At 71.8% G+C, this 15474-nt stretch carries 14 protein-coding genes; 7 read left to right on the top strand and 7 right to left on the bottom strand.

Annotated elements, in window-relative coordinates; genetic code table 11:
* Positions 1-78 precede the first annotated feature (78 nt).
* Positions 79-2112, bottom strand: coding sequence for a thioredoxin domain-containing protein (locus tag GTY47_RS31520; RefSeq protein ID WP_010045688.1), 2034 nt, complete (start codon positions 2110-2112; stop codon positions 79-81).
* Positions 2113-2340: 228 nt separating this feature from the next.
* Between GTY47_RS31520 and GTY47_RS31515 the strand changes: the two genes are divergently transcribed.
* Positions 2341-5538: a tetratricopeptide repeat protein gene (locus GTY47_RS31515; RefSeq protein WP_010045687.1), complete on the top strand. Its 3198-nt coding sequence runs from the start codon at positions 2341-2343 to the stop codon at positions 5536-5538.
* 92 nt (positions 5539-5630) lie between these two features.
* On the opposite strand, the gene GTY47_RS31510 is transcribed toward GTY47_RS31515, so the two are convergent.
* On the bottom strand, positions 5631-5909 hold the full coding sequence (locus tag GTY47_RS31510; RefSeq protein WP_078602942.1) for a hypothetical protein: 279 nt from the start codon (positions 5907-5909) through the stop codon (positions 5631-5633).
* Entirely contained in the window at positions 5902-6783 is an 882-nt protein-coding gene (gene mca, locus GTY47_RS31505) for a mycothiol conjugate amidase Mca (protein ID WP_010045685.1), read from the bottom strand. Before mca ends, GTY47_RS31510 begins: the two co-directional genes overlap by 8 nt.
* A gap of 146 nt (positions 6784-6929) precedes the next feature.
* Here mca and GTY47_RS31500 point away from each other — a divergent pair, with 146 nt between their 5' ends.
* Positions 6930-7328 carry a DUF4307 domain-containing protein gene (locus GTY47_RS31500; protein ID WP_010045684.1) on the top strand — a complete coding sequence of 133 codons (399 nt, stop codon included), beginning with the start codon at positions 6930-6932 and terminating at the stop codon, positions 7326-7328.
* A 179-nt stretch (positions 7329-7507) separates the two neighbouring features.
* On the top strand, positions 7508-8005 hold the full coding sequence (gene greA / locus GTY47_RS31495) for a transcription elongation factor GreA (RefSeq protein ID WP_010045682.1): 498 nt from the start codon (positions 7508-7510) through the stop codon (positions 8003-8005).
* A gap of 58 nt (positions 8006-8063) precedes the next feature.
* Here greA and GTY47_RS31490 read toward each other — a convergent pair whose 3' ends face one another.
* From GTY47_RS31490 to ilvA, 3 genes are all read right to left on the bottom strand, one after another.
* The gene (locus GTY47_RS31490) at positions 8064-8921 is read right to left on the bottom strand and encodes an ABC transporter permease (protein WP_010045680.1); all 858 of its coding nucleotides are present in this window, start codon (positions 8919-8921) and stop codon (positions 8064-8066) included.
* On the bottom strand, positions 8918-9895 hold the full coding sequence (locus GTY47_RS31485) for a daunorubicin resistance protein DrrA family ABC transporter ATP-binding protein (RefSeq protein ID WP_010045678.1): 978 nt from the start codon (positions 9893-9895) through the stop codon (positions 8918-8920). Before GTY47_RS31485 ends, GTY47_RS31490 begins: the two co-directional genes overlap by 4 nt.
* Positions 9896-10044: 149 nt before the next feature.
* Positions 10045-11274: a threonine ammonia-lyase gene (gene ilvA / locus GTY47_RS31480; protein WP_010045676.1), complete on the bottom strand. Its 1230-nt coding sequence runs from the start codon at positions 11272-11274 to the stop codon at positions 10045-10047.
* Positions 11275-11437: 163 nt separating this feature from the next.
* Here ilvA and GTY47_RS31475 point away from each other — a divergent pair, with 163 nt between their 5' ends.
* From GTY47_RS31475 to GTY47_RS31465, 3 genes are all read left to right on the top strand, one after another.
* Complete coding sequence (locus GTY47_RS31475; protein ID WP_029181572.1) at positions 11438-11944, top strand: MarR family transcriptional regulator; 507 nt, start codon at positions 11438-11440, stop codon at positions 11942-11944.
* Between the two features lie 181 nt (positions 11945-12125).
* Positions 12126-12629 (top strand): sigma factor-like helix-turn-helix DNA-binding protein, encoded by a 504-nt coding sequence (locus tag GTY47_RS31470; RefSeq protein WP_010045672.1) that lies wholly within the window; start codon positions 12126-12128, stop codon positions 12627-12629.
* Positions 12630-12693: 64 nt separating this feature from the next.
* Positions 12694-12945: a hypothetical protein gene (locus GTY47_RS31465; protein ID WP_010045670.1), complete on the top strand. Its 252-nt coding sequence runs from the start codon at positions 12694-12696 to the stop codon at positions 12943-12945.
* 17 nt (positions 12946-12962) lie between these two features.
* Here the strand turns inward: GTY47_RS31465 and GTY47_RS31460 are convergent, their stop codons facing one another.
* Positions 12963-14117: a cystathionine gamma-synthase gene (locus GTY47_RS31460; protein WP_010045668.1), complete on the bottom strand. Its 1155-nt coding sequence runs from the start codon at positions 14115-14117 to the stop codon at positions 12963-12965.
* 173 nt (positions 14118-14290) lie between these two features.
* On the opposite strand from GTY47_RS31460, the gene GTY47_RS31455 reads away from it, so the two are divergent.
* Positions 14291-15412: a hypothetical protein gene (locus GTY47_RS31455; protein WP_010045665.1), complete on the top strand. Its 1122-nt coding sequence runs from the start codon at positions 14291-14293 to the stop codon at positions 15410-15412.
* Positions 15413-15474: the final 62 nt, after the last annotated feature.

Here is a 15474-nt window from a genome sequence, read left to right as displayed (position 1 = left end):
ACTGTGCAGAGATTAAGGGGGAACGGTGAAGCCTGGGGGCCGTTCGTATAAAGAACGTGTTTCCGTTGAATCCCGACTTCAGTCGCTCAAGGTCGCACGCAACCTGTCAGCCTCGGTCGTCGGGGCGTCGCATGTGAAGTTACGGCAGACGTACGCGGCCGGTTCACCGCCGACCAGCGGACGGTCCGCGAGCAGCGGAAACTCGTCGCTCCCGGGGGCGCCGACAGCGACCACCGCGCCGGGCGCGGTGCCCAGAAGTGCCGTGCGGTGCAGGGTCCTTGTCCCCTCGTGCTCGAGGGACGGCCCCACGACGGCGACCTCACGCGGGCCGTCCAGCGCGGCCTCGGCGGCGGCGAGCCCCCAGCCGATGAAGCGGGGCACCCGCGGCCCGAGCGCCTTGACGACGCCGAGGGCCTTCTCCGCGGCGGTGCGGTGGGGCTGCGACCCGGTGTGCGCGGCGTAGCTCAGCAGCGCGCCCGCCGCCGCGGTCCAGCCGGACGGGGCGGCGTTGTCGGTCGGGTCCTGCGGGCGGCGGATCAGCCGCTCGGCGTCGGCGGCCGTGTCGAACAGGGCGCCCGACTCCTCGTCGGTGAAGCGGGCCAGGACGTGGTCGAGGAGGAACCCGGCGAACTCCAGCCAGACGCCCTCCCCCGTGACGGACGCCAGTGCGAGGAAGCCCTCGGCCACATCGGCGTAGTCCTCCAGCACGCCCGCGTTGGCGCCGGCGTGGCCGTCCTTGCTGGTGCGGGTGAGCCGGGCCTGCTCGTCGAGGTGCAGCCGGACGAGGAGGTCGGCGGCGGCGAGGGCGGCCTCGACGAGGTCGGGCCGGTCGAAGTAGGCGCCGGTCTCGGCGAGGGCGGCGATCGCGAGCCCGTTCCAGGCGGCGACGACCTTGTCGTCCCGGCCGGGAGCGGGACGCCCGGACCGTGCTGCCAGCAGGCGTTCCCGGATCGAGGCGATCCTGTCGGCGTCGAACAGCCCGTCCTGCTGCGGAAGTTGGAGGACGGACCGGCCGTGCTCGAAGGTGCCCTCCTCGGTCACGCCGAAGTACCGGGCGGCCAGTTCGGCGTCCTGCTCGCCGAGCACCTCGCGCAACTGCGCGGGCGTCCACACGTAGTACGCGCCCTCGACGTGCTTGCCGGTGCCGTCGTCGCTGTCGGCGTCCAGCGCGGAGGCGAACCCGCCCTCCGCCGTACGCAGTTCGCGCACCATGAAGTCGGCGGTCTCCAGGGCCACCCGGCGGGCCGGCTCGGAACCGGTGGCGCGCCAGAGGTGGGCGTAGACCCGGCACAGCAGGGCGTTGTCGTACAGCATCTTCTCGAAGTGCGGCACGATCCAGTCGCGGTCGACGGAGTAGCGGGCGAAGCCGCCGCCGATCTGGTCGTAGATGCCGCCCCGGGCCATGCGCTCGCAGGTGTCCTGCGCCATCTGGAGGGCCCCCTCGGCGCCGGTGCGGGCGTGGTGGCGCAGCAGGAACTCCAGCACCATGGACGGCGGGAACTTGGGCGCCCCGCCGAATCCGCCGCGCTGCGGGTCGTACTCGCGGGTGAGCGCGAGCAGCGCCTGCGCGAGTTCCTGCTCGCCGGGCGTCTGGGCGTCACCGTAGGAGATCTCCCGCCCGGCCAGGTCCCGGACGATCTTCCCGGCGACCTCGGTGACCTCGTCCCGCCGCTCCTCCCACGCCTGGTGGACACCCTGGAGCACCTGCCGGAAGGACGGCATGCCCTGGCGCGGGGCGGGCGGGAAGTAGGTGCCGAAGTAGAACGGCTCGGCGTCCGGGGTGAGGAAGACGGTCATGGGCCAGCCGCCCTGGCCGGTCGCCGCCTGCACGGCCTCCATGTAGACCGCGTCGACGTCCGGGCGCTCCTCCCGGTCCACCTTCACGCTCACGTAGTGCGCGTTGAGGTACTCGGCGGTCTGCTGGTCCTCGAAGGACTCGTGCGCCATCACGTGACACCAGTGACAGCTGCTGTAGCCGATGCTGAGCAGCACGGGCACGTTCCGCTTGCGGGCCTCCTCGAAGGCCTCCGCCGACCAGGGCCACCAGTCGACGGGGTTGTCGGCGTGCTGAAGGAGGTAGGGGGACGTCTCGTGCGCCAGTCGGTTCGGCATGGTGTCCATCCTGCCGCAGTACCCCACCCGGCACGCGTCAGGCGCCGCGCGGGCGCCGCCCGGGGCGCACGCCCGACGGACGCGCGGCGCCTCGATCCGCCCGTGTCTTCACATAATCGGGCCGGGCACGCCCCCTCGCCCCGATGCGCCGTCGGCAGCACACTTGACCAAGGAAACGAACGGGACGACGACCTGGGTACGCCGGGTGCCGCCGGAGGGGGACGTGACATGCGGGACAGTCATCGGGCGGAAGCCGAGCGGCTGTTGGCACGGGCCGTGGAGGAGGAGGTGCGCCGGACGGGCGGGCGCACGGACGGGAAGGTGCTGCTCGCGCGGGCGCGCGGGGCGCTCGACACGATGGCGCAGAGTGCGGCCGAGGAGTACGAGGCCTACACGCGCGCCCTGGACGAGGCGGCGGCCGGGCAGCTCACCTTCGGGCAGCGTTACGCCCGGGAGGGCGCCGGCACACCGCTGCTGGTGGCCGGGGTCGCGGCGGTCGCGGCCGTCGTCGCCGACATGGCTCTCGGCACGGGCACCGGGACGGCGCTGGGCGCGGGCCTGACCGTCGGTGTCGTGGGCGCCGCGGCGACCGTCGTGAAGGTCGTCGGCTCGCATCTGCCGGCCGCACACCACCGGGCCGGGGCCGCGAGCCAGCCGGGCGGGCCCGAACAACTGCGGCTCCAGTGGCTGACGGCACTGGAGGTGCGGGGCATCCGGCCGTTCCTCGACCAGCAGCGGGTGCTCGCCGCCTCCACGGGGCCGAAGAAGACCGGGCCGCGGCTGCGGGGCGCCGACAAGAGCGCGGCGGCGCGCGGGCGCAACGTGCTGGAGCAGTCCTTCGCGCAGCTCCCGGAACCGGCTGAGCCGTTCGCGGGCCGGCGGCACGAACTGGCGCAGATCCGGCAGTGGGTGCAGGCGGCCCGGGCGAGCACGGAGACCCAGCCGACGGTGGTCGTCCTGCACGGCACGCCCGGCAGCGGCCGGACGACCCTCGCGGTGCACGCCACGCACGATCTGAAGGACTACTTCCGCGGCGCCTGCGTCGTCGACCTGCGCGCCGAGGGCACCGGCGAGTCCCCGCTGTCCACCCGTGACGCCCTGCTGCATCTGCTCAACCGGCTCGGCGCGCCCCGCGAGCAACTGCTGTTCCGCGAGCGCTCCTCCCCCGACCAGCAGGTCAAGCGGCTGAGCGAGCTGTACCACCAGCATCTGACCGGCCTGCCCGTCACCGTCGTCCTGGACGACGCCTCGGACGCCGGGCAGGTCCGCGCCCTGGTCCCCGAGCGGTCCGACAGCCTGGTGCTGGTGACCGCGCGGAAACCCCTGGAGCTGGGCGAGCTGCCCGCGCGGGTGCACCAACTGCCCGTGACGCCGCTGGACGCGGCGGGTGCGGAGGAACTGCTGGGCGCGGCGGCCCAGGACCGTTCCGGGCCGTACGACGCCGAGTCCGCCGACCGGGTCCGGGAGCTGTGCGGCGGGCTCCCGCTGGCGCTGCGCATCGCCGGTTCGTGCCTCGGCCCGCGCTCCCCGCGCGCGCTGGCCACGGACCTCGGCGCGTACGGCCCGGTCGATCCGGTCGAGCGCGCCCTGTGGCTGCGCTACACCGACCAACCGGAGCCCGTACGCCGACTGCTGCGCCGCCTGGCCCTGGCCGGCCGGGCCTCGCTGGGCGCCGCCGCGGCCGCCGCGCTGCTGGCCACCGACGAGGCGGAGGCGAAACGCCACCTCCAGGCCCTGACCCGGGCGGGCCTGATCGACCACGTCCGGGGCGACCGCTACCGGCTGCACGACCTGGTCCGCGCCTTCGCCCAGGCCCGGCTCCTCGACGAGGAGGAACCGGCCGAGCGCACGGCGGCGCAGGAACGGCTGATCGTGAACTACGCCGAGCTGGCCGACTCGGTGCTGCGCATGGTCGACGGCAACATGTCGACCCGCACGAACCGCTTCAGCCCGTACGGCTTCCCCTCCCTCGACGAGGCGCTGCGCTGGCTGGACGACGAGTCGAGCTTCATCACGGCGGCGCTGCGGCACGCCGAGGGCGTGAACCAGGCCGCCGTCCTGAACCTCCTGGGCGCCCTGTGCGACTACTGCCTGCTGCGCGGCGACCTCTACCGCCTGGGCGAGATCAGCGAGCTGGCCCAGGCGGTGGACGAGGGTCTGCTGGTCCGCTCGGTGCAGTGGCGCACCGGCATCGCGGCACGGCAGCTCGGCGAACTGGACAAGGCGCGTACGACCCTCGCCTCGGTCGTCGACCTGTACCGGGAGGCCCATCACGAGGCGGGTGCCGCCCGCGCCCTGTGCTCCCTCGGCATCACCCTGCACCACCAGGGCAATCTGACGGAGGCGTCGGCGAAGCTCCGCGAGGCCCTGGCCCTCCAGTCCTCCGCCGAGCTGGCGACCGACCGGGCCTGGACGATGCACGCCCTGGCGGCGGTGGAGCGGGACCGGGCCCGGCTGGCGGAGGCGCTGGACCTGCTGACCGAGTCACTGGTCCTGCACCGGCGGGGTGAGTCCGTGCACGGCCAGGCCTGGGCCCACTTCCAGCTCGGCCAGCTCGGCCTGCGCATGGGCGACGTCCCGCGCGCCGAGGCCGAGCTGCGCGCGGCCCTGCAGCTGTACGGCCGGACCCGTGACGCCCGTGGCGAGGCCTGGGCCCTGACCCAGCTGGCCCGTGCCCTGCTGGTCGCCGGTGACGCGTCCCCGGCCGTGGAGGAACTGCGCGGGGCCGCCGCCCGGCACCGCGAGAACGAGGACGCGCGCGGCGAGGCGTGGACGCTGTACTACCTCGGCCAGGCCCTGGAGGAGACGGGCAACCTGGACCAGGCGGTCCGCGAACTGGAACGCTCCCGCACGATGTTCTCCCGTATGCGGGACGTCTACGGCCTGGCCTGCGCCCGCCACCACTCGGCGCGCGTCACCCGCGACCAGCGGGCGGCCCAGACGGGCTCCCTGCGCAACTCCGGCTTCGCCCGCCAGCTCCTCGTGGACGCCCGCGCCGACTTCCAGCGGATCGGCGTCGCCCACGGCGAGGCGTGGACCTGCCTGGAACTGGCGGTGGTGGACGCGGGCAACGCACGCACCCAGCAGGCGCTGACGCTGTGCGACGAGGCGGCGGACCTCTTCAGGTCGTACGGCGACCGCCGGGGCGAGGACTGGGCCCGCTTCCTGCGCTGCACGCTGCTGCCGTACGCGGCCCCCGGTGGCATGGAGGTCGGCACGGCCGTGGCCCAGGAGGAACTGGCCCAGCTGGCCCGCGCGAGCCATCCGCTGCGCGACCAGAAACTGGACGACTACCTCGACGCCTACACCCTGCTGCTGGAACGCGGCGTGACCCTGGAGGCGGGCTGGCAGGCCTGGCGCCTGGGCATGGTGCCGAACCGGCATGCGCGGGAGGTGATGGGCGTGGCCGTGGAGTCGAAGGCCTAGGGACACCCTCCGGCGCGCGCGGCGCACCCGTCGGAGGCGAAACGGCCGCCGACGGGTGTTCCCGGGGAGAGACGGCCGCCCCGGGAGGGGGGTCAGCCCCGCTGCTGCTTGCCCTGGCCCGATGCCTCCGCGTCCGCGGGCTCCGGCTCGGCCTGCTCTGCCTGCTCTGCCTTGGGGTCCGGGACCTGGGTGAAGTCGACCCTGTTCATGTGCCGGCTCATGGACTTCATCAGGGCCCACACCGCCAGGGCCATCGCCGCGAAGACGATGAAGCCGAGGACGCCGGGGGTGACCTTGTCCTCGTCGACCTCCTTGGCGAAGGTGACGAGGTGCGTCATTGCCAGGGTTGCGCTTGCGCTCATGTCAGGCATTGTCGCGGACGCCCGCGAAGAGGTCGTCCTCGGGGAGGGAGGTATCGACGAGGGACTTCGCCAGCTCGTACTCCTCCGTCGGCCAGACCTCCTTCTGGATCTCCATCGGCACCTTGAACCAGCCGCCGTCCGGGTCGATCTGCGTGGCGTGCGCGATCAGCGCCTTGTCGCGGATCTCGTAGAAGTCGGCGCAGGGGATGTGTGTGGTGAGCGTGCGCTGCTTCATCCCGAACTCGTCCCAGCGCTTGAGCCAGTCCCCGTAGGGCGACTCCAGACCCCGGTCGAGCATCGCCTGGTGCAGGGCCTCGGTGCGCGGGCGGTTGAAGCCCTGGTTGTAGTAGAGCTTCTGCGGCTGGTACGCGGGGCCGTACTCGGCCTCCGGGTACTTCTCGGTGTCCGCCGCCCCCTCGAACGCCACCATCGAGATCTTGTGGGTCATGATGTGGTCGGGGTGCGGGTAGCCGCCGTTCTCGTCGTAGGTGGTGATCACCTGGGGACGGAAGGAACGGATCTTCCGCACCAGCTCACCGGCCGCGTGGTCGACGTCCTCCAGGGCGAAGCAGCCCTCCGGCAGCGGCGGCAGCGGGTCGCCCTCGGGCAGGCCCGAGTCGACGAAGCCGAGCCACTCCTGCTTGACGCCCAGGATCTCCCGGGCCTCGTCCATCTCCTTCTTGCGTACCTCGTGGATGTGCTCCTCGACGTACTTGTCCCCCTGGAGCTTCGGATTGAGGATGGAGCCGCGTTCCCCGCCCGTGCAGGTCACGACCAGCACGTCCACCCCCTCGGACACGTACTTGGCCATGGTCGCCGCGCCCTTGCTCGACTCGTCGTCGGGGTGGGCGTGAACGGCCATCAGTCGCAACTGGTCAGTCAAGACTCATTCCTCAGTAAGTCGGCGCCCTGTGTGCGTCGGCGCAATCAGCGGCTTCTATAGTGACCGAATCGGGGGGCGAATAATTCCGGGCCCCGGTCCCGGGCCCCTTACGGGACCTTCGTCCCGGCCCCGTCTGGAGGACGATCATGAGTACGGCGAGCACGCGACTGCCCGAGGGGCGTTACGGCCGTTCCTCGGACGAGCGTGCCGACCGCACGCTCAAGATCGTCGGCGCCGTCCTCGCGGTGGCGCTGCTGGGGCTCGTCGGCTGGTTCGGCTACCACTACGTCGCCCAGAGCGAGATCAGCGCCGAGGTGATCAGCTTCGAGCCCGGCAAGGAGTCCGTGCAGGTGCACCTGGAGGTCCGCAAGGACGCCGGTACCGACGGCTACTGCACCGTGCGCTCGCAGGCCGAGAACGGTGCCGAGGTCGGCCGGGCCGATTTCCGCTTCGGCGGGGACGCCACCCGCATCGACAAGGTCGTCACGCTCCGTACGACGTCCCCGGGGACGACGGCCGAGCTGCTGGGCTGCCACACCGGCTGAGACCCCGCCCGGGTCACCTGCAATACGTAGCGCCTGACCTGCGTTGACGTGAATCTGGTGGCTTATGTCCTCCCCCTTCCGCCCCTGAATTGTTAGGCTCGTGGTTTCGCCCATCCGTGAAGGAACATGCTTCTGGGTAGGGCGATGCTTTGTATTCCCAGTACCTACGAGGAGCACCTGTGACCCAGACCAGCGAGAACGTCACCTGGCTGACCCAGGAGGCGTACAACAAGCTCAAGGCTGAGCTTGAGTACCTTACTGGTCCCGCGCGGGCTGAGATCTCCGCGAAGATCGCCGCCGCGCGCGAGGAGGGCGACCTGCGTGAGAACGGCGGGTACCACGCAGCCAAGGAGGAGCAGGGCAAGCAGGAACTCCGTGTGCGCCAGCTCACCCAGCTCCTCGAGAGCGCCAAGGTCGGCGAGGCGCCCGCGGCGGACGGCGCCGTGGCGCCCGGCATGGTCGTCACGATCGCCTTCGACGGTGACGAGGACGACACTCTGACGTTCCTGCTCGCCTCGCGCGAGTACGCGAGCACCGACATCGAGACGTACTCTCCGCAGTCCCCGCTGGGCACCGGCGTGATCGGCCACAAGGTCGGCGAGGACGCGGAGTACGAGCTCCCGAACGGCAAGAAGGCCTCGGTGAAGATCCTCAAGGCCGAGCCGTACGAGGGCTGAACCACCCCGGCCGATGTCCTGACCTGCCCCCGGCGTCCTCGCGGCGCCGGGGGCATCGTCATGCCGTCGCGGACCGGTACTTGCGCACCGCCAGCGTCCGGAAGACGACCAGGATCAGGATCGAGTAGATCAGCGAGGCCCAGACGGGGTGCTGCATGGGCCAGGCCGCCGACGGCGACTGGCCCGGGTTGGCGAACAGCACGCGGCAGGCCTGGACCGTGGCGCTGAAGGGGTTCCACTCGGCGATATGGCGCAGCCACGGGGTCATGTGGCTGGTGTCCACGAACGCGTTCGAGATGAAGGTGACCGGGAAGAGCCAGATCAGCCCGCTGGACGTGGCCGCCTCCGGGGTCCGGACGGACATGCCGATCAGGGCGCCGATCCAGGTGAACGCGTAGCCGAGCAGGAGCAGCAGGCCGAAGGCCCCGAGCACCTTGCCGACGTTGGTGTCGCCGTCCGAGCCGACGCGCCAGCCGACCAGGAGGGCCACCACCGCGAGGACGACCAGGGTGAGGGCAGTCTGCGCGGAGTCGGCGAGGGTGCGCCCGGTGAGCACCGCGCCACGCGCCATGGGCAGGGAGCGGAAGCGGTCGATGAGGCCCTTGTGCATGTCGTCGGCGATGCCGGCGCCGGAGCTGGCGGTGGCGAACGTGACGGTCTGCGCGAAGATGCCCGCCATCAGGAAGTTCTTGTAGTCGACGGCGCTGGTGCTGCCGCCGATCTGCATGGAACCGCCGAAGACGTAGGTGAACAGCACCACGAACATGATCGGCTGGATCAGCCCGTAGATGATCATCTCCGGGATCCGGGACATGCGGATCAGGTTGCGTTTCGCGATGACCATCGAGTCCCGGATGGACTGGCTGACCGGGTTCGCGGCCGGCGCGACCCGCACGGTGTCGGTGACGGCGCTCACTTGACGGCCTCCTCGTCGTTCTCCTCGTTCTTCGCCTCTGCCACGTGTCCCGTCAGCGACAGGAAGACGTCGTCGAGGGTCGGCCGGCGCAGGCCGATGTCGTCGATCTCGATGCCCCGGGCGTCCAGTTCCCGGATGACCTCGGCGAGGAGCTTGGCACCGCCGGTCACGGGCGCCGTGAGCTTGCGCATGTGCTCCTCGACGGTGGTGTCGCCCTTGCTGAAGCCGGCGAGCACCTCGGCGGCGGACCGGATGTGCTCGCGCTCGTGCACCACGACCTCGACGCGCTCTCCGCCGGTGCGGGCCTTGAGCTGGTCGGAGGTGCCCTTGGCGATGACCTTGCCGTGGTCGACCACCGCGATGTCGTGCGCCAGGTGGTCGGCCTCTTCCAGGTACTGCGTGGTCAGCAGCAGCGTCGTGCCGCCGGAGACCAGTTGCTTGATGACCTCCCACAACTGCTGGCGGTTGCGGGGGTCGAGGCCGGTCGTCGGCTCGTCCATGAACATCACGGGCGGCGAGACGACGAGGGCCGCCGCGAGGTCGAGCCGGCGGCGCATGCCTCCGGAGTAGGTCTTGGTGGGGCGGTCGGCCGCGTCCGCGAGGTGGAACTGCTCCAGCAGCTCGACCGCGCGCTCCTTCGCCGCCTTCGCCTTCATCTGGTAGAGCCGGCCGACCATCTGCAGGTTCTCGCGGCCGGTCAGGTACTCGTCGACGGCTGCGAACTGGCCGGACAGGCCGATGGAGCGGCGGACGGCGTCGGGCTGTTTGAGCACGTCGAGGCCTGCGACGACCGCCCGTCCGCTGTCGGGGCGCAGCAGGGTGGTCAGGCAGCGGACGGTGGTCGTCTTGCCCGCGCCGTTCGGCCCGAGCAGGCCGAGGACCGTGCCCTCGGGCACGTCGAGGTCGACACCGTCCAAGGCCCTTACGTCGCCGAAGGTCTTGACCAGACCCTCGGCATAGATGGCGCCTGGCATAAAAGTCTCCACGTATTCGGGGATCGCCGGACAGGGTGGATCAGTTTTCGCACGAACACATCATAACGCGATGTATCGCGTCTCTCAACAAGGTTTCCCATGTTCCGTTTCATGCGACGAAAGGATCTTGAGCCCGGCTCGCCAGGCGGTCAGCCCATGACCGTGTAGCCCGCCTCGCGCAGCGCCTGGCCCACCTCGGCGCAGTGCGCCGGGCCCTTCGTCTCCAGGTGCAGCTCGACCTCCGCCTCCGTGAGCCCGAGCCGTGGGTCGGTTCGTACGTGGCTCACATCAAGGACGTTAGCGTCGACCACTGACAACACGCCCAGAAGCGTGGCCAAGGCTCCGGGCCGGTCCGTCAGCCGCAGCCGGACGGCCAGGTAGCGGCCCTGCGCGGCCATGCCGTGCCGCAGCACCCGCTGCATCAGCACCGGGTCGACATTGCCGCCGGACAGCACCGCGACCACCGGCCCCTCGAAGGAGCCGGGCCGGCTCAGCAGCGCCGCGACCGGGCTCGCCCCGGCCGGCTCCACGACCAGCTTGGCCCGCTCCAGGCACAGCAGCAGCGCGGCGGACAGCTCGTCCTCGCTGACCGTGCGCACCTCGTCGACCAGCTCGCCGACGATCCCGAACGGCACGTCGCCGGGCCGCCCGACCTTGATGCCGTCGGCCATCGTCGCCGGATTCTCGACCGTGACGGGCCGGCCCGCCGCCAGCGAGGGGGGATAGGCCGCCGCGCCCTCCGCCTGGACGCCCACGATCCGCAGATCCGGCCGCAGGGCCTTCACCGACACCGCGATCCCGGCGGCCAGCCCGCCCCCGCCGATGCCGACCACGATCGTGCGCGCCTCCGGGCACTGCTCCAGGATCTCCAGGCCGACCGTGCCCTGGCCCGCGATGATGTCGGGGTGGTCGAAGGGGTGGATGAACACCGCGCCCGTCTCGGCCGCGTACTCCTGCGCGGCGGCCAGCGTCTCGTCGACCACCTGGCCGTGCAGCCGCACCTCGGCCCCGTAGTCCCGGGTGGCGCTGACCTTGGGCAGCGGGGCGCCCTTCGGCATGAACACGGTGGAGCGCACGCCGAGCAGCGCGGACGCCAGGGCCACGCCCTGCGCGTGGTTGCCGGCGCTCGCGGCGACGACTCCGGCGGCGCGTTCCTCGGGCAGCAGGCCGGCGATCCGCACATAGGCGCCGCGCAGCTTGAACGAACCCGTCCGCTGGAGGTTCTCGCACTTGAGATGCACCGGCGCGCCGACCAGCTGGGACAGGTGCCTGCTGCCCTCCAGCGCGGTCACCCGAGCCACGCCCGAGAGCATCTTCTGGGCGCCGCGCACGTCGTCGAGGGTGACGGGCCGCAAGGAGTCAGCCGTGCTGTAGCTCATGACTCCAGCATCGCAGTTCACGAGCGGGAACGGCCGTTGTGACCAACCTCCGAGACCCGCTTTGCGCAGCGCCGGTACGGCCCGCCCCCCGGCCGCGTACCCTGTCCCCCAATCAGCCAGCCCTCCACGAAGTGAGCCCCCGGCCATGCCCACAACACCTGAAATGTCGATGGACATGACGACCGTCGGTGACACCGGTCTTCTCGACACCCTCCAGCACGAGGTGGCGGTGTTCGCACGCCGTGCCGAACAGACCCGGCTCGGCGGGGTCGGGCAGGTGCGCAACTCCATGGACCGCGCCGCGTACCTGCTGCTCAACCGTCTCGACAAGGAAGGCCCGATGGGCGTCAAGGCCCTCGCCGCGAGCATGGGGATCGACTCCTCGACGGTCACCCGGCAGGTCGCTCCGCTCGTCGACACCGGCCTGGTCAAGCGCACCTCGCACCCCGAGGACGGGCGTGCTGTGGTGCTCCAGCTGTCCCCGCGCGGGCAGTCTCGGCTGGAGGAAGTGCGCTCGTCCCGGCGGCAGTTGATGGCCGAGCTGACCGAGGACTGGAAGCCGGAGGAGCGTGAGGCGTTCTGCTCGCTCCTCACGCGCTTCAACAGCGCGCTGTCCGCCCGGATGGCGGTACAGGGGGTGCCGGGGCCGGAGGCGCAGTCGCCGTCCTGACCCCGTGGTGCGACGCGGCTTCCGGGCCCGTTGCTCTCCGGGGACGCCTGTACGGTGCGCGGCTCTTGACCTCGGGGCCACCCCTGGCCTGATATGAGACCGGGTCCCCGTCGTACGCGGCCGTCGCGCCCGTACCCGGCCGGGCCCGCATCCTCAGGGTCGCCGTCAGGCGGGAGGCGCGATGCGAGAGCGGCATGCGTCCCAGGCAACCCGTCGAGCCCGGGAGTTCGAGGCGTTCGTCGCGGGCGCGGCCGGGCGGCTGCTGCACGCCGCCACCCTGCTCACTGCGGAGGCCCCGGACGACAACCCCCGCGCGCGGCGCCTGCTGACCCTGTCGCTGGCGCACACGTACGCGTGCTGGGACCGGCTGCGCGGCGAGGATCCGTACGACCGAACCCGGCAGTACCTGGCGACCCGCTTCGCGCGCGGCGCCTGGCACCACTACGGCGGTCCCGGCCGCTCGCGGCCGCACCCGGCGAGTCCCCTGGCCCCGCTCACCCCGCAGGAGCGGCTCATCCTGGTGCTCAGGCTCTACGAAGGCGTCGCCGAGGAGCAGACGGCCGCCCTGCTCGGCCTGTCCACGGAGCGCGTACGGGCCGTCTGCCACCGGGCCACGACGACCCTGCTGCGCCGCTCGCGGGGCGCGGCCCCGGCGGTGACGGCCGCGAAGACGGTGCCGTCATGAGTTGTCGCGGCCCTCTCGACGAGAGCCGCCTCGGCGAGTGCTCTCCCGGCGAACGGAGGCGGGCATGAGCGGGAACGACCGAGACGCTGCGGTACGGCGGCTGCTGGAGCAGGCGTCGTCGCGGCCCGTGCCACCCGAGATTCACGCCGAGGCGGTGCGCCGGGGCAGTCGGATGCTGCGGCGCAGGACGGTCGCTCTGCGCCTGCTGTGGCTGCTGATGTTCGCGGCGGCCGTGGCGTTCACCGTGTGGGCGCTGACGGCCCGCCCGTGGGTGGAGCCGCCGTCGGACACGACTCCACCCCTCACCGGCTGGTGACCCCGCCGGGGCCCGTCCTAGCCGAGCGCCTGCTGGAGGTCCTCCAGCAGATCGTCGGCGTTCTCGATGCCGACGGACAGCCGCACCAGGTCTCCGGGCACCTCCAGGAGCGAGCCGGCCGCGGAGGCGTGCGTCATCCGGCCGGGGTGCTCGATCAACGACTCGACGCCGCCCAGGGACTCGCCCAGCGTGAACACCTTGGCGCGGTTGCAGACCTCGACGGCCGCCTCCTCGCCGCCCGCCACGCGGAAGGACACCATGCCGCCGAACGACTTCATCTGCTTGGCGGCGACCTCGTGACCGGGGTGCTCCGGCAGGCCCGGGTACAGGACGCCCGTCACGCGCGCGTGCCGGGTGAGCATGTCGGCGATCTTCGCGGCGTTCTCGCTGTGCCGGTCCATGCGCACCGCGAGCGTCTTGGTGCCGCGCAGCACCAGCCAGGAGTCGAAGGGCCCGGCGACCGCGCCCATCGCGTTCTGGTGGAAGGCCAGCTCCTCGCCCAGGCCCGGGTCGTTGGTGATCAGGGCGCCGCCGACGACGTCCGAGTGGCCGCCCATGTACTTCGTCAGCGAGTGCACGACGACGTCCGCGCCCAGCGAGAGCGGCTGCTGGAGGTAGGGCGTGGCGAAGGTGTTGTCGACGACGAGCCGGGCGCCCGCGTCCCGGGCGACCTGAGCGACGGCGGCGATGTCCGTGATGTGCAGGAGCGGGTTGGAGGGCGTCTCCACCCACACGGCCTTGGTCTTCGGGGTGATCGCGGCCCGTACGGCGGCCGGGTCGCTGGTGTCGGCGACCGACCACTCCACTCCCCAGCGGGCGACGACCTTGGCGAAGAGGCGGAACGTGCCGCCGTAGGCGTCGTTGGGGATGACCACGTGGTCGCCGGGGCTGAGCAGCGTACGCAGCAGGCAGTCCTCGGCCGCCAGCCCGGACGCGAACGCGAGACCGTGACGGCCGCCCTCCAGGGCGGCGAGGTTCTCCTCCAGCGCGGTCCTGGTCGGGTTGGCGCTGCGGCTGTACTCGTAGCCGCCGCGCAGGCCCCCGACACCGTCCTGCTTGTAGGTGGACACCTGGTAGATCGGCGGGACGACCGCGCCCGTCAGGGGGTCGGCGGTGTTGCCCGCATGGATCGCGAGCGTCTCGAAGTGCTGACTGATATGCCTGTCACTCATGAGCACCGAGGGTAATGCGCCGACGCGATGAGTGCCGGGGGAAGCGCCGGGGAGGAGGCGACACGGCCCCGGGCCGGGGTTTCCACTGGGCGGTGGGTGCGGCTCGGCCGGGTTTTCCACAGGTTCGCGGACCAGGTTGGCCAATTGTCGGCGCGGTCTGGTTCGCTTGTTGCATGGAGATTCTCTGGGTCCTGATCGCTCTGGTCATGCTGGGCTTCGTGCTGCTCCCCTTCCTGCGGCGCAGGCGCGGGGCCGCGATCGGGCTGGTCTCGCCCGACCACCCGGACGCCGCGGACCCGGCGAACTACGGCTTCGTCCGCGAGGAGGAGCTGGACATCCGCATGCCCGGTCCCGACCAGGACCTGCTGGACGTCCTGGACGTGGTGCAGCGCACGCAGGACTACCGCGCGGCGCAGCAGCTCCTCGCCGGCACGGAGAGGGAGGGCGAGCGCCGCTGGCAGCGGGTGCAGGCCTTCGCGGGTGCGGCCTCGCTGGAGCTGCAGCAGCGGCCCGGCGGGGTGAGCGAGGCGCCGGGCGGGCAGTGGCTGCGGGTGTGGCGGGCCGAGGCGCCCAAGGACGCGGGCGGGGCCGCGGTGCACGCCGAGTTCCTGGTACAGCAGGCGTGGCGGACGGCGACGCCCGGGACGGACGAGTTCCGGATCATCATGGAGGAGGCGAAGGCGGCGTGCGGCGAGGCTGCGCTGCTGGCCCCCGGCGACCCGATCCCGTACATCGTGGAGCTGTCGGTGGCCCGCGGGCTGGGCTACTCCCAGAAGGACTTCGAGCAGCTCTGGCTGAAGATCCTGGACCGCGCCCCGACCCATATGGGAGCGCACCTGGCCGCGCTGCACTACTGGTGCGAGAAGTGGCACGGCTCGCGTGAGCTGGCGTACGAGTTCGCCGAGGCCGCGGCGGCCCGCGCGCCCAGGGGCTCCCTGCTGGCGGCGATGCCCCTCTTCGCCGTGTTCGAGCACCTCCCCGAGGTGACCCTGGTCAGCAGCTTCTGGCAGACCGAGGTCGTCACGAAGGCCGTCCACGGCGCGCTGCACGCGGTGCACTCGGCCCGCCCCGACGACCCGATGCTGGCGCACGTGCGGCACATGCTGGTCTTCTTCCTGGTCCGCAGCGAGCGCTGGGCGGAGGCCATGAACCAGCTGGTGCACATCGACGGCCACGTCGGCGCCCTGCCCTGGACCCTGTCCACCGACCCGGCGGCGGAGTTCGCGGTGTACCGGGCCCTGGCGGTGGCAGGCTACGAGGCGAACGGCGGCAGCCCGGCGAGCCTCCCGCACTGAGCCCCTGGCCGGGCGGGCCCCGGCCGGAATTCCCCCCGGTCCCCGCACGTTGAACAGGGTGT

This window comes from Streptomyces sp. SID5464 (genome assembly GCF_009862985.1).
In the GTDB taxonomy this organism is placed as follows: domain Bacteria; phylum Actinomycetota; class Actinomycetes; order Streptomycetales; family Streptomycetaceae; genus Streptomyces; species Streptomyces chartreusis_D.
The sequence above is the reverse complement of the archived record's forward strand: the minus strand, read 5'-3'. Positions and strand labels throughout refer to the sequence as shown.

Coding starts and splice junctions, on each gene's coding strand:
- GTY47_RS31470 (WP_010045672.1), top strand. CDS start 12,126: ATGCGAGAGCGGCATGCGTCCCAGGCAACCCGTCGAGCCCGGGAGTTC.
- GTY47_RS31465 (WP_010045670.1), top strand. CDS start 12,694: ATGAGCGGGAACGACCGAGACGCTGCGGTACGGCGGCTGCTGGAGCAG.
- GTY47_RS31510 (WP_078602942.1), bottom strand. CDS start 5,909: ATGCCTGACATGAGCGCAAGCGCAACCCTGGCAATGACGCACCTCGTC.
- GTY47_RS31475 (WP_029181572.1), top strand. CDS start 11,438: ATGTCGATGGACATGACGACCGTCGGTGACACCGGTCTTCTCGACACC.
- GTY47_RS31520 (WP_010045688.1), bottom strand. CDS start 2,112: ATGCCGAACCGACTGGCGCACGAGACGTCCCCCTACCTCCTTCAGCAC.
- GTY47_RS31460 (WP_010045668.1), bottom strand. CDS start 14,117: ATGAGTGACAGGCATATCAGTCAGCACTTCGAGACGCTCGCGATCCAT.
- GTY47_RS31500 (WP_010045684.1), top strand. CDS start 6,930: ATGAGTACGGCGAGCACGCGACTGCCCGAGGGGCGTTACGGCCGTTCC.
- ilvA (WP_010045676.1), bottom strand. CDS start 11,274: ATGAGCTACAGCACGGCTGACTCCTTGCGGCCCGTCACCCTCGACGAC.
- GTY47_RS31515 (WP_010045687.1), top strand. CDS start 2,341: ATGCGGGACAGTCATCGGGCGGAAGCCGAGCGGCTGTTGGCACGGGCC.
- GTY47_RS31485 (WP_010045678.1), bottom strand. CDS start 9,895: ATGCCAGGCGCCATCTATGCCGAGGGTCTGGTCAAGACCTTCGGCGAC.
- GTY47_RS31455 (WP_010045665.1), top strand. CDS start 14,291: ATGGAGATTCTCTGGGTCCTGATCGCTCTGGTCATGCTGGGCTTCGTG.